This is a genomic window from Exiguobacterium sp. ZWU0009, assembly GCF_000798935.2.
GTDB classification, from domain to species: Bacteria; Bacillota; Bacilli; order Exiguobacteriales; family Exiguobacteriaceae; genus Exiguobacterium_A; species Exiguobacterium_A acetylicum.
Genome location: NZ_CP018057.1, coordinates 2,987,812 through 3,000,000 on the forward strand (window position 1 = coordinate 2,987,812; position 12,189 = coordinate 3,000,000).

Genomic DNA, 12,189 nt, shown 5'->3' on the forward strand with positions numbered 1-12,189 from the left:
CCATCGTGGCACCCAAATCTTTGCAAAAAGCTTTCTACTCTCCTTGATTGTAAACCACTTCACATAGAGTCACAAATAATATATTCCGCAGGACCTCGCGCTTTTGTTCGTGATAGACTAAAGGGTGGAAGGATGGATGGAAATGATACTCTTACAAGTCAATCAACTCTCGAAATCATTCGGCGTCGAGCCGATTTTAGAAAATATCAAACTGGAAGTACAAGAGCGAGATCGGATTGCGCTCGTCGGACGAAACGGTGCCGGTAAATCGACCTTGCTCAAAATCATCGCTGGTGAACTCAGTCATGACTCGGGTGACATCATGAAAGGCAAGGATGTCAAAATCGGTTATCTCGCACAAGACAGTGGTCTCGAATCGAATGAGACGATCTGGAACGAGATGCTGACCGTCTTCGAACATCTCCAGGAACAAGAACGGACACTGCGCCGGATGGAAATCGAAATGGGCATGGAGCATATCTTGAACGACCCGGTCGCTTACGATCGTCTCTTGAAGACGTACGATCAAGCGCAACACGACTTCTCAGAAGCCGGTGGTTATCAGTTCGAAGCGAATATCCGCTCCGTTTTGCACGGCATGCGCTTTTATCCGGATGATTACTCGCGCCGGATTCAGACATTATCCGGTGGTCAACGAACACGACTCGCCTTAGCGAAGATGCTTCTGCAAGCACCAGAGCTCCTCATTCTTGATGAGCCGACCAACCACCTTGATATCGATACACTCGCTTGGCTCGAAAGTTACCTCGGCGGTTATCGTGGCGCCGTCCTGATCGTCTCACACGACCGGTACTTCCTCGACCAAGTCGTCAATGTCGTCTATGAGCTGTCGCGCAATGTCTGTCGTAAGTTCACCGGGAACTACACGAAGTACTTGGAACAAAAAGCGGCCTTGTACGATCAAGAAATGAAACAGTTCGAACAGCAACAAGAAGAAATCGCAAAGATGCAGGACTTCATTCAACGCAACATCGCCCGGGCGACGACGACAAAACGTGCCCAAAGTGTCCGGAAACGGCTCGAGAAGGTCGACCGACTCGACCGACCAGATGGGGATGAACGTAGCACGGTCCTGTCCTTCCCAATTGAAAAACAGAGCGGGAACGATGTTCTTCAAGTCAATCAACTGGCGATCGGTTACGAAGAAGCTGTCTCAAAAGACATCACGTTCCGCTTGCAACGCGGCGAATCACTGGCACTCGTCGGACCAAACGGAATCGGAAAGTCGACGCTCTTGAAAGTTCTCGTCGGTCGCTTACGCCCCCTATTCGGTGATTTCCGGTTCGGTACCGGCGTCTCGATCGGATATTACGATCAAGAGCAGGCGGAACTCAATGACCGGAACCGTGTCATCGATGAGATTTGGAACGAATGGCCACTAATGCGTGAACAAGAAGTCCGTTCTGTCCTCGGGCAATTCTTGTTTAGCGGTGACGATGTCTTCAAGATCGTCCATGAGTTATCCGGTGGCGAACGCGGACGTCTCGCACTCGCAAAACTGAAACTCCGGAAGACGAATGTCCTCGTCCTCGATGAGCCGACGAACCACTTGGATTTGGATTCGAAGATGGTCCTCGAAAACGCCCTCGTCGACTACGAAGGAACGCTGTTATTTGTCTCTCACGACCGTTACTTCATCGACCGGATCGCGACACGCGTTATTGAGATGAGTGAAGCGGGCGTGACGGAATACCTCGGTGATTATTCGTACTACACGGAGAAGAAGGCGGAGCAAGAAGAGATTGCGCGTCTTGAAGCGGAGGAAGCAAAAGCCGCAAAAGTCACGGCGTCGAAGACAATCGACAAGGAAGCACAGAAAGAAGAACGCAAGCGTCGTCAGCAAATCGAACAGCTCGAACAAGACATCGAGCGGCTCGAACAGCGTTCGGCAGAAATTGAACAGTTGCTTTGTGAACCAGAAGTCTTCAACGATATTCCGAAAGCAACGGCTCTTTCAGCAGAACGTGATCAGATTGATGTCGATCTACTCGAATTGATGGAACGATGGGAGAACCAACACTGATGCGGACGAAAAGCTTTTTCATCAACTTGATTCAAGGACTGCTATCCGGCATTCTTTATTTCGTACCGATGTATGCGGACTACGTGTCGACCTTCATCCGACCGGATGCTTTTAATGCTGCGCTTCCTTTGTTCCTCCTGATTTCTTGTATGATCGGTCTCGTCATCCAAACATGGAGTGGTCTTTTCGTCAGTTTACTTTCGGGATTATGCTGTACGCTCCTGACGACACAGCTATTCGTCGAACTCAATGACCCGTTGATCTTATCGTATTACGGTAGTGTCTTCCCGCTCACCGCTTTCTTAATCAGCTGTGTCGGCATTTGGGCACTCGCGATCGTCTTTTATTTGCTCGATGGCTATCAGTACAGTAAACGTCATGGTCTTGAAGCCTCTTCAAACGAAATTGATCCACAACCTTGAAGTCCGATCGATTAATCAGATGAACAACATGAAAAATAGAGTGGAGATTCCGGTAGCTAGTCCAGTCTCTCCACTCCTTTTTGTTTGAGTCGAAACGTTCGTCGTTAATATGGATCGTATAATGAATCAAACATTCACGCCTGTATCATTTGGTAGGTCGGGCAATCGTAAACGTCTTCCCTATCGTCGCATAATCATTCCCCGCTAAACGAGCGACAGCCTTCAAACCTGCCGCATCAATCCGGAACGACTCGACGAGTTCATCCGCAACGTGGTAACGCAGTACTTCTCCGATCAAAAGATCGGCACCTTCCAGCTCAACGTGTTGCGTCAAGCGCATCTCGAACCGGATTTTCGCTTCCGCGATTCCGGGTACATCAATCGCGTCGCTATCGACAAGTGTTAAATCCGTCCGTTCGAGCTCACTTTCACCATACGCAAGTGGCGCAGCTGTTTCATTCACAGCCTCGACGATTTCTTCGCTGACGATATGGATGACATAACTTTGTTTCGCAAGGATGTTGCGTGCCGTATCCTTCTGACCCTGATCCGTCCGTTGTACGGCAATCACCAGTTGTGGTGGACTGCTTGATGCGACCGTAAAGAACGAAAATGGTGCGGCGTTGACCGTCCCGTCTTCTCCTTGCGTCGTCACGAAAGCAATCGGACGCGGAATGATGCTTCCGATCAGTAATTTGTAATTATCTTTTGCACTAAGCGTTGATGCCTCGAACTTCATGAATGACCCACCTTTTTCTTCACCCGATGAGTGCAGCGAGTGAATAATCTCCAGCACCGATCATCGCTACACCAAGGGCGATGACGATCAATGCCATGTTGTATTCGTACCCGTTCTGCGTCACCCAGTAACCATTCGCACCGTGTACTTTAACGATCGCGACAAGCATTGATCCGATGATGAGGAGCGCGGCAATCCAGAGGAATACGCCTCCTGCGAACAATAAGCCGCCGATCAATTCAGCAAGACCTGCCGTAATCGCGAGTGCCTTCCCTGGTTTCATGCCGATTGATTCGAACCAACCGCCTGTTCCAGCGATTCCGTGTCCACCGAACCAACCAAATAATTTTTGTGTCCCGTGTGCAGCGAACGTTAAGCCGATGATTAAACGAATAATTAAAAGTCCTGTATCCATCATTTCTCTCTTCTCCTTTTACCTAATGTTTTTTAGTTACTTTAAGTAACTCAATAAACAGACTATATCTTATCACTTACTAAAAGTAAATAGATTTGTTTTAGTTCTTTTTGTTACATTAAGTAAAATGATTCGATTTTTTTAGCAGAAGCGGGTATACTACAACTATAGAAAGGATGAGTGCTGATGGAAGAAGTCGCAATCCAACCGGCTCTTTGTCCCAAAGTCGAACATGCATTTGAAATCTTAGGTAAGAAATGGACAGGTCTGATTTTACGTCACTTGTTGACGAAGACATGTCGTTTCAATGAGATTCAAGATGCCATTCCCGAATTATCAGGTCGTATGCTCACGGAACGTATGAAGGAGCTCGAAGCGGAAGGCATCGTCATCCGGACTGTCATTCCCGATCGTCCGATTAAGATTCAATACAGTTTGACCGACAAAGGGCGTCAACTCGAACCGGTCATTCGTTCCATTGAGGAATGGGCCGAACTACAAGACTAATATATAAAAAAGCATCTTCTTCGGAAGGTGCTTTTTTATATGCTCTTTGACATTGATAATCATTATCAATTAAAGTAGAGAAGTACACCGAAAGGAGGAAGATGCATGCATATCGCGATTGGATTCGTCAGCATGTCCGGTAATACGGAAGATATCGTCTCGATCATTCAACGTGAGCTCGAGCAACACGATGTCAACGTGACGATCACAGAATTGGATCAATTCGTCGGGGAGGATCTATCACGTTTTGATGGTTTATTACTCGGCTCATATACATGGGGTGACGGTGATTTACCATATGAAGCAGAAGATTTCGTTGAGGAGCTCCGGGAACAATCCTTAAACGGGATGCCGGCTGCTGCTTTTGGCTCGGGGGATCTTGATTATCCGAAGTACTGCGCAGCCGTTGATTTGATCGAAGACGCATTAAAAGAAGCTAGGGCGACCATCGTCACGGATGGCTTGAAGATCGAGTTTGATCCGAATACCCCGGAGAAACAGGCCGCTTGTCGTGCATTCGCACAGACATTTCATCGCTTTTTACAACAGGTCCGTTCCTAAGGTTCGTTTGAATCCTTACTGTAAGGGAATCGTTAAAACAGACTCTATGAAAGTGAGATGAATGTTTTATGACGATTCAAGCACTCGTCTTTGACGTCTACGGTACATTATTCGATGTCCATTCCGTCAAAGAACAAGCCGAAGAGCTTTATCCGGGGCACGGAGAGGCAATCAGTAAACGCTGGCGGGAGAAACAACTGGAGTACTCTTTCCTCCGGCAATTGAACGGACAATATGTGCCGTTCAGCCAAGTGACACAGGATGCGCTCCGCTACACGTTACTCGAACTGAAGCTCCATGTGACTGAGGAACAAATCACGACCTTAATGGAGACGTACCTGATACTTGATGTATATCCCGAAGTCAGCTCCGTTCTCGAGACGATGGCAGATAAGCGCCTAGTCGTCTTCTCGAATGGTTCCCATGATATGCTCGATCCGCTGATTGAGCAGTCAGGCTTAGCCGATCGATTCGAACATCTTGTCAGTGTCGATGATATCAAACAGTATAAGCCAGCACCTGCATCCTATATGCATGCATTAAACACGCTCGGTCTAAAACGCGAGGAGATTTTATTCATGTCCTCGAACGGTTGGGACATCACCGGTGCGAAGAGTTTCGGTTTTAAAACGGCATGGATCAATCGAAATGGACTTCCGGTCGAGGAATTGAATCTCGATCCCGATCGCATCTATGATGACTTAACGGGTATTACTGAATGGCAATGAACGAACAACAGCGGACTCCTATTTAGGAATCCGCTGTTGTTATGGCTTTAGTAATTCGAAAGACGTGAGTAACCCTTCTTGAATAGATCAAGTTTCAGACCGCCTTCTTTTTCAATGAAGAAGAGGTATTCGTTTTGATCCGTATCTTTATAGAAGACCTTAAATAACGTCAACGTCCGCTTTTTATTGTTCTCAACAGCCGTCACCTCGTGCTTCGAGATCACCTCGGCTTGGACTTGTTCTGCATCCATCTTTTTAATCATTGGTTCGAACGATTTCTTCTCTTGATCCGTCACCGGTGTTCCGGAAGCAATCATGAAATAATCATCACTCGCCTTGTTCGTTAAACCATACTTTCGATCGACGATGACGACGTTACTGAGCTTACCATTGACTGTCTGATCAAAAGCATATAACTTTTGAATCCGGGTCTTTTCTCCTTCGGCACGTCCGATTTCGTAAAGTGGACGTTGTTTCGTGTTCGTCTCGACCGCTTTCTTATCGGGTACGAGTTCTTCCTTATAGGCGACTTGGTATGCGTTGACGATTTCTCGGACCTGAAGTCCGATTGCGACGATGACCAGTACCGCTAACAATGCGATGATGACTTTTTTCATTCCATTTCCCCCAAGTTGTTCGGATTCCTTACTTTAAATCTAGCCCAGGTTCTGCATTCATGGCAAGTGTCGAATGGCGTAATGCGCGATATGGATGAATCGCAGCTGCTCCGATCATCGCCGCATTGTCTCCACACAGGTGCATCGGCGGAATGACGAGATCAATACCTTCTTTCGCACACGCTGCTTCGAGACCTTGGCGTAATCCTTTGTTAGCAGCGACGCCACCAGCAAGTAGCAATTGGCGTCCCCCTTTATCCTTCACGGCACGGACCGCCTTCGTCACGAGTACTTCGACGACACTCGCTTGGAAACTTGCAGCTAAATCTTCCGGAATGATCGTTTCTCCCCGTTGTTCGGCGTTATGCACGGCATTGATGACTGCTGACTTCAAACCGCTGAAGCTAAAGTCATACGAGTCCTTCTCGAGCCAGACGCGTGGAAAATGGAACGTATCCTGACCAGTCTGTGCCAACTGGTCGATCCGTGGACCACCTGGATACGGTAACTTTAACGTCCGAGCAACTTTATCATATGCTTCTCCGGCGGCATCATCCCGTGTTTCACCAATGACTTCGTATACACCGTCTTCCGGCATGTAGATCAGTTCCGTGTGCCCACCTGATGCAATCAAACAGACGAGCGGGAACTCAAGCTCTTGCACGAGACGATTCGCATAGATATGACCTGCGATATGATGAACACCGATTAATGGTTTATTGTGCGCAAAGGCGAGTGCCTTCGCTGCGCTGACACCAACGAGCAGTGCTCCAACGAGTCCAGGTCCTTCCGTGACGGCGATCGCATCGATATCGTCGATCGTGACGTTCGCTTCCGTCAAGGCATCATCGATGACGTATGTGATCCGTTCAACGTGATGCCGTGAAGCCACTTCAGGCACGACGCCACCGAATCGTTTATGACTTTCGATTTGAGACGAGACGACGTTCGATAAGACGTCGATTCCTCCACGGACGACGGCAGCTGCCGTTTCGTCGCAACTCGATTCAATTGCTAGAATCAATGGTTGTGTCATAGGTCTTCTCCCTCCAGCTCCAGCCAGTAGATGGCAGCATCTTCGTTGTTATCTTGATAATATCGTTTTCGAACACCGACATACTGGAATCCAAGCTTTTCGTATAAAGTCCGCGCCGGTGTGTTCGAGACACGTACTTCGAGTGTCATTGCCCGCAAACCAAGCGCACGACCGACGGCGATCAATGCCGTTAGCAAATCTTCACCAAGTCCTTGTCCGCGGTGTGACTGCTTGACGGCAATATTCGTAATATGTCCTTCATCCGCGATATGCCACAGACCAGCAAACCCAACGATACCATCTTGATCGGCAACGACATAATAGGCATTCGGATTTTGTGTCATTTCCGCTTCGAAGGCATCTAGCGTCCACGGTGTCGCAAATGATTCGAGTTCAACCGCATGAACACCTGCAGCATCCTGTACGGTCATGCGACGAATGCCCTTACTCATGACGCTGTGCCTCGATCCATTTCGCTTCTGCTTCAGCCAAGCGCAGGTAACGTGGCTCAAACGCATGCGCTTCGACCGTCTGACGTGTTGCGCCGAGTAAAGCGAGTACGCCGGCACGTGGCGTCTGAAAAGCAGGAGCCGCCTTTTCGAAGGGCTGAAGAATCTCTTCGAACGCATCGACGTCTCCTGTGACGAGCGTATCTGCCGGTAACGTCTTCACAAAAGAAGCGATCTCGACATGTTGCTCTTCACCAATTCGTTTCCCGGCGTCGTACACTCCGACAAACCCTGCTCCACGCCGCGCATCTTGAATCGCAGCAACGCGTCCTGTATGACCAGTCGAAGCTGCCATCAGTTCAAGTGTCGAGATGGCAACGAGCTCGATACCGAGTGTATAGGCAAGCGTCTTCGCTGTCGTCGCTCCAATCCGTAAACCCGTATAAGAACCAGGACCGTCAGCAACGACGACGCGTGTCAGTTGAGCCGGTGTCCATTTTGCTTCCGCCATCAAGCGCTCAAGTAACGGCATGAGTTTCGTCGCATGATTCAAAGACGTGACGTAAGATGCTTCTGCTACGATCTGTTTCCCGTCTGAAAGAGCGACCGATAATTGTTTCGTCGATGTATCAATAGCTACGATTTTCATGATTTCAATCCCTCACATAATGTAATGTATCGTTCTCCGATCGGCTTCAGCTCAAAACGTCGGCTATCGTCACCTGTTCGTGTAATCGTGATTGCCAATCGATCAGGTGGAAGGCTGTCCGCAATCAATTCAGACCACTCGACGACAGCAACGCCTTCACCATTCAAATATTCTTCAAGTCCAATATCATCACCGGAACCTTCCAGGCGATAGACATCCATATGATAAAGAGGAAGACGCCCCGTATAGACTTTCATGATCGTAAAGGTTGGACTGTTGACGTGACGCGTCACACCCAATCCTTTCGCAAAGCTTTGGGTGAAAGTCGTTTTCCCAGCACCTAAGTCTCCGTCAAGCGTAATGACCATCCCCGCTTCAGCACGTCGTCCGAGTTCAAGGGCTAAAGCAGTCGTTTCTTCCAAGCTGTTCATTTCCAGTTCTATCATACGATGTCTCCTCCTTTAATACGTACTGTTCGTCCTTCTCTATTGTACCGGACGAAAAAGGCAAAAAAAAATACGAAACGCTGAACGTTTCGTAGTAAAGTTGAAGTTAAGTTTAAAATTGGTTGCGGGGGCCGGATTTGAACCGACGACCTTTGGGTTATGAGCCCAACGAGCTACCAGACTGCTCCACCCCGCGACGATAAACGTTTCGGATTTGATTATTTAAAAATTGGTTGCGGGGGCCGGATTTGAACCGACGACCTTTGGGTTATGAGCCCAACGAGCTACCAGACTGCTCCACCCCGCGATGATATAACGTTTCGACAGATATTAATATAACATGTGTCTTTTAAATTGGCAAGTCTTTTTGCCTTATTTCTTTTTAATAACTGTCATAATGAATATTCTTCTATACTGATACGAAAGGAGTGAGCAGATGGGATACTTATTAGATTTACGAAAAATCGTAGGGAACCGACCGTTAATCAGCGTGGGTGCGACCGTACTCGTCCTGAATCCACAGCATGAACTGCTATTTCAATATCGTTCGGATACACACAGTTGGGGACTTCCCGGTGGGTCGATGGAACCAGGTGAGACACTTGAAGAAGTCGCGATGCGTGAATTAGAGGAAGAAACCGGCCTTCAAGCACGCAGCGTTCAACTACTAGACGTCTTCTCGGGTCCTGATTACTTCTTCCGTTATCCAAATGGCGATCAAACATATAGTGTGATTCATCTCTTTCAAGCAAAAGGAATATCGGGTACATTACAGATGACGGACGGAGAGAGCCTCGATCTTCGTTATTTTCCACTTGATCAACTACCAGACCCACTTGAAGCACGAGCCGCTGCGCTTTTGAAACAAGTCATCTCTCGTCTTGTCGAAACAACACCTTGAATTTTAAAACTGGCTGTCATTTGGTCAGTTTTTTCTTTTCTACAACAAAAAACTGACCTGCAATCTGCAGATCAGTCAAGTGCCTGGCAACGTCCTATCCTCACAGGGGGAAGCCCCCAACTACTTTCGGCGTTCAAGTGCTTAACTTCCGTGTTCGGCATGGGAACGGGTGTGACCACTTGGCTATCGTCACCAGACGACGGGCTCGCGCCCTCAAAACTGAAGTCATCAACAAGCATCTGCTAGAACAAGGCCTCGACCGATTAGTATCACTCAGCTCCACATGTCGCCATGCTTCCACCCGTGACCTATCTACCTCATCGTCTCTGAGGGGTCTTTCTTGATTACTCAAAGGGAAATCTCATCTTGGAGGGGGCTTCATGCTTAGATGCTTTCAGCATTTATCCCGTCCGCACGTAGCTACCCAGCGATGCTCCTGGCGGAACAACTGGTACACCAGCGGTGCGTCCATCCCGGTCCTCTCGTACTAAGGACAGCTCTCCTCAAATTTCCTGCGCCCACGACGGATAGGGACCGAACTGTCTCACGACGTTCTGAACCCAGCTCGCGTACCGCTTTAATGGGCGAACAGCCCAACCCTTGGGACCTACTCCAGCCCCAGGATGCGATGAGCCGACATCGAGGTGCCAAACCTCCCCGTCGATGTGGACTCTTGGGGGAGATCAGCCTGTTATCCCCAGGGTAGCTTTTATCCGTTGAGCGATGGCCCTTCCATGCGGAACCACCGGATCACTAAGCCCGACTTTCGTCCCTGCTCGACTTGTAGGTCTCGCAGTCAAGCTCCCTTCTGCCTTTGCGCTCTACGAATGATTTCCAACCATTCTGAGGGAACCTTTGGGCGCCTCCGTTACTGTTTAGGAGGCGACCGCCCCAGTCAAACTACCCGCCTGACACGGTCCTCCAGCCGGATCACGGCTGCGAGTTAGAGACTCTATGCATGAAGGGCGGTATCCCAAGGGTGACTCCTCCGAAGCTGGCGCTCCGGGCTCGACGTCTCCCGCCTATCCTGTACATCATGCACAAAGCCTCAATATCAGGCTGTAGTAAAGCTCCATGGGGTCTTTCCGTCCTGTCGCGGGTAACCTGCATCTTCACAGGTACTATGATTTCACCGGGTCTCTCGTTGAGACAGTGCCCAAATCGTTACGCCTTTCGTGCGGGTCGGAACTTACCCGACAAGGAATTTCGCTACCTTAGGACCGTTATAGTTACGGCCGCCGTTTACTGGGGCTTCGGTTCAAAGCTTCGCTTGCGCTAACCCATCCCCTTAACCTTCCAGCACCGGGCAGGCGTCAGCCCCTATACGTCATCTTGCGATTTAGCAGAGACCTGTGTTTTTGCTAAACAGTCGTTTGGGCCTATTCACTGCGGCTCTACTCATGTAGAGCGTCCCTTCTCCCGAAGTTACGGGACCATTTTGCCGAGTTCCTTAACGAGAGTTATCCCGCGCGTCTTAGAATTCTCATCTCGCCTACCTGTGTCGGTTTACGGTACTGGCGCCTTCCCCCTCACTAGAGGCTTTTCTTGGCAGTGTGAAATCGTGACCTACGTCCCTACGGGACTCCGCATCGTTCCTTGACTTTGGTGCCTGACGGATTTGCCAATCAGACGGTCTTGAAACTTGCACATGCACTTCCATCCGCATGCGTCACTATCCTCCTGCGTCCCCCCATTGTTCAAACGGTGGATCGGCGGTACAGGAATATCAACCTGTTATCCATCGCCTACGCCTTTCGGCCTCGGCTTAGGTCCAGACTAACCCTGAGCGGACGAGCCTTCCTCAGGAAACCTTGGGCTTTCGACGGAGGGGATTCTCACCCCTCTTTTCGCTACTCACACCGGCATTCTCACTTCCAAACGCTCCACTGCTCCTTCCGGTACAGCTTCACAGCGGTTTGGAACGCTCCCCTACCATTCCTTACGGAATCCGCAGCTTCGGTGGTATGTTTAGCCCCGTTACATTTTCGGCGCGGCGCCACTCGACTAGTGAGCTATTACGCACTCTTTGAATGGTGGCTGCTTCTAAGCCAACATCCTAGCTGTCTAGGCAGCGCCACATCCTTTTCCACTTAACATACACTTTGGGACCTTAGCTGGCGGTCTGGGCTGTTTCCCTCTTGACTACGGATCTTATCACTCGCAGTCTGACTCCCGAGTATAAGTTGCTGGCATTCGGAGTTTAACTGAATTCGGTAACCCTGTGGGGGCCCCTAGTCCAATCAGTGCTCTACCTCCAGAACTCTCAACCTCGAGGCTAGCCCTAAAGCTATTTCGGGGAGAACCAGCTATCTCCAGGTTCGATTGGCATTTCACCGCTACCCACACCTCATCCCCGCACTTTTCAACGTGCGTGGGTTCGGACCTCCAGTCAGTGTTACCTGACCTTCATCCTGGACATGGGTAGATCACCTGGTTTCGGGTCTACGACAACGCACTGAACGCCCTGTTCAGACTCGCTTTCGCTACGGCTCCGCCTCATCGGCTTAACCTCGCGCGTTATCGTAACTCGCCGGTTCATTCTACAAAAGGCACGCCATCACCCGTTAACGGGCTCTGACTACTTGTAGGCATACGGTTTCAGGATCTATTTCACTCCCCTTCCGGGGTGCTTTTCACCTTTCCCTCACGGTACTGGTTCACTATCGGTCACTAGG

General features: G+C 49.4%; 13 protein-coding genes, 2 tRNA genes and 2 rRNA genes (1 of these 17 only partly in view). 6 read left to right on the forward strand and 11 right to left on the reverse strand.

The window, feature by feature from the left end; all coding sequences use genetic code 11:
* The first annotated feature begins 142 nt into the window (after positions 1–142).
* Both L985_RS15400 and L985_RS15405 read left to right on the forward strand, forming a co-directional pair.
* Complete coding sequence (locus L985_RS15400) at positions 143–2,044, forward strand: ATP-binding cassette domain-containing protein (RefSeq protein WP_029342826.1); 1,902 nt, start codon at positions 143–145, stop codon at positions 2,042–2,044.
* On the forward strand, positions 2,044–2,466 hold the full coding sequence (locus L985_RS15405) for a hypothetical protein (RefSeq protein WP_047394330.1): 423 nt from the start codon (positions 2,044–2,046) through the stop codon (positions 2,464–2,466). The genes L985_RS15400 and L985_RS15405 overlap by 1 nt, the downstream gene beginning before the upstream one ends.
* A gap of 145 nt (positions 2,467–2,611) precedes the next feature.
* On the opposite strand, the gene L985_RS15410 is transcribed toward L985_RS15405, so the two are convergent.
* Positions 2,612–3,205, reverse strand: coding sequence for a flavin reductase family protein (locus L985_RS15410; protein ID WP_047394326.1), 594 nt, complete (start codon positions 3,203–3,205; stop codon positions 2,612–2,614).
* Positions 3,206–3,224: 19 nt separating this feature from the next.
* A complete protein-coding gene (locus L985_RS15415) occupies positions 3,225–3,623 on the reverse strand; it encodes a DoxX family protein (RefSeq protein ID WP_023469608.1) in 399 nt (132 codons plus the stop codon).
* 183 nt (positions 3,624–3,806) lie between these two features.
* Between L985_RS15415 and L985_RS15420 the strand changes: the two genes are divergently transcribed.
* The 3 genes from L985_RS15420 to L985_RS15430 all read left to right on the forward strand — a co-directional run bounded on the left by L985_RS15420 (position 3,807) and on the right by L985_RS15430 (position 5,416).
* Positions 3,807–4,127, forward strand: a complete 321-nt coding sequence (locus L985_RS15420) for a winged helix-turn-helix transcriptional regulator (RefSeq protein ID WP_023469609.1) — start codon at positions 3,807–3,809, stop codon at positions 4,125–4,127.
* A 105-nt stretch (positions 4,128–4,232) separates the two neighbouring features.
* Complete coding sequence (locus tag L985_RS15425; protein WP_047394322.1) at positions 4,233–4,688, forward strand: flavodoxin; 456 nt, start codon at positions 4,233–4,235, stop codon at positions 4,686–4,688.
* A 68-nt stretch (positions 4,689–4,756) separates the two neighbouring features.
* On the forward strand, positions 4,757–5,416 hold the full coding sequence (locus tag L985_RS15430) for a haloacid dehalogenase type II (RefSeq protein ID WP_047394319.1): 660 nt from the start codon (positions 4,757–4,759) through the stop codon (positions 5,414–5,416).
* Between the two features lie 47 nt (positions 5,417–5,463).
* Here the strand turns inward: L985_RS15430 and L985_RS15435 are convergent, their stop codons facing one another.
* From L985_RS15435 to L985_RS15465, 7 genes are all read right to left on the reverse strand, one after another.
* The gene (locus L985_RS15435; protein WP_047394315.1) at positions 5,464–6,033 is read right to left on the reverse strand and encodes a hypothetical protein; all 570 of its coding nucleotides are present in this window, start codon (positions 6,031–6,033) and stop codon (positions 5,464–5,466) included.
* A 28-nt stretch (positions 6,034–6,061) separates the two neighbouring features.
* Complete coding sequence (gene tsaD, locus L985_RS15440; RefSeq protein WP_047394311.1) at positions 6,062–7,069, reverse strand: tRNA (adenosine(37)-N6)-threonylcarbamoyltransferase complex transferase subunit TsaD; 1,008 nt, start codon at positions 7,067–7,069, stop codon at positions 6,062–6,064.
* A complete protein-coding gene (rimI, locus tag L985_RS15445; RefSeq protein ID WP_071908837.1) occupies positions 7,066–7,521 on the reverse strand; it encodes a ribosomal protein S18-alanine N-acetyltransferase in 456 nt (151 codons plus the stop codon). Before rimI ends, tsaD begins: the two co-directional genes overlap by 4 nt.
* Entirely contained in the window at positions 7,514–8,167 is a 654-nt protein-coding gene (gene tsaB, locus L985_RS15450; RefSeq protein ID WP_029342834.1) for a tRNA (adenosine(37)-N6)-threonylcarbamoyltransferase complex dimerization subunit type 1 TsaB, read from the reverse strand. The genes rimI and tsaB overlap by 8 nt, the downstream gene beginning before the upstream one ends.
* The gene (tsaE, locus tag L985_RS15455; protein WP_029342835.1) at positions 8,164–8,613 is read right to left on the reverse strand and encodes a tRNA (adenosine(37)-N6)-threonylcarbamoyltransferase complex ATPase subunit type 1 TsaE; all 450 of its coding nucleotides are present in this window, start codon (positions 8,611–8,613) and stop codon (positions 8,164–8,166) included. The genes tsaB and tsaE overlap by 4 nt, the downstream gene beginning before the upstream one ends.
* A 119-nt stretch (positions 8,614–8,732) precedes the next feature.
* Positions 8,733–8,809, reverse strand: a tRNA-Met gene (locus L985_RS15460).
* Positions 8,810–8,843: 34 nt separating this feature from the next.
* Positions 8,844–8,920, reverse strand: a tRNA-Met gene (locus L985_RS15465).
* A gap of 129 nt (positions 8,921–9,049) precedes the next feature.
* Here L985_RS15465 and L985_RS15470 point away from each other — a divergent pair.
* Positions 9,050–9,514, forward strand: coding sequence for an NUDIX hydrolase (locus tag L985_RS15470; protein WP_047394306.1), 465 nt, complete (start codon positions 9,050–9,052; stop codon positions 9,512–9,514).
* Between the two features lie 81 nt (positions 9,515–9,595).
* Here L985_RS15470 and rrf read toward each other — a convergent pair.
* Positions 9,596–9,711: ribosomal RNA gene (rrf, locus tag L985_RS15475) — 5S ribosomal RNA — on the reverse strand.
* Between the two features lie 46 nt (positions 9,712–9,757).
* Positions 9,758–12,189: ribosomal RNA gene (locus L985_RS15480) — 23S ribosomal RNA — on the reverse strand; it runs 482 nt beyond the window's last position.

Bases quoted from the DNA above. Each gene is read 5' to 3' on its own strand.
- L985_RS15405 (WP_047394330.1), top strand. From the start codon at position 2,044: ATGCGGACGAAAAGCTTTTTCATCAACTTGATTCAAGGACTGCTATCC.
- rimI (WP_071908837.1), bottom strand. From the start codon at position 7,521: ATGAGTAAGGGCATTCGTCGCATGACCGTACAGGATGCTGCAGGTGTT.
- L985_RS15420 (WP_023469609.1), top strand. From the start codon at position 3,807: ATGGAAGAAGTCGCAATCCAACCGGCTCTTTGTCCCAAAGTCGAACAT.
- tsaE (WP_029342835.1), bottom strand. From the start codon at position 8,613: ATGATAGAACTGGAAATGAACAGCTTGGAAGAAACGACTGCTTTAGCC.
- L985_RS15470 (WP_047394306.1), top strand. From the start codon at position 9,050: ATGGGATACTTATTAGATTTACGAAAAATCGTAGGGAACCGACCGTTA.
- L985_RS15415 (WP_023469608.1), bottom strand. From the start codon at position 3,623: ATGATGGATACAGGACTTTTAATTATTCGTTTAATCATCGGCTTAACG.
- tsaB (WP_029342834.1), bottom strand. From the start codon at position 8,167: ATGAAAATCGTAGCTATTGATACATCGACGAAACAATTATCGGTCGCT.
- L985_RS15425 (WP_047394322.1), top strand. From the start codon at position 4,233: ATGCATATCGCGATTGGATTCGTCAGCATGTCCGGTAATACGGAAGAT.
- tsaD (WP_047394311.1), bottom strand. From the start codon at position 7,069: ATGACACAACCATTGATTCTAGCAATTGAATCGAGTTGCGACGAAACG.
- L985_RS15410 (WP_047394326.1), bottom strand. From the start codon at position 3,205: ATGAAGTTCGAGGCATCAACGCTTAGTGCAAAAGATAATTACAAATTA.
- L985_RS15435 (WP_047394315.1), bottom strand. From the start codon at position 6,033: ATGAAAAAAGTCATCATCGCATTGTTAGCGGTACTGGTCATCGTCGCA.
- L985_RS15400 (WP_029342826.1), top strand. From the start codon at position 143: ATGATACTCTTACAAGTCAATCAACTCTCGAAATCATTCGGCGTCGAG.
- L985_RS15430 (WP_047394319.1), top strand. From the start codon at position 4,757: ATGACGATTCAAGCACTCGTCTTTGACGTCTACGGTACATTATTCGAT.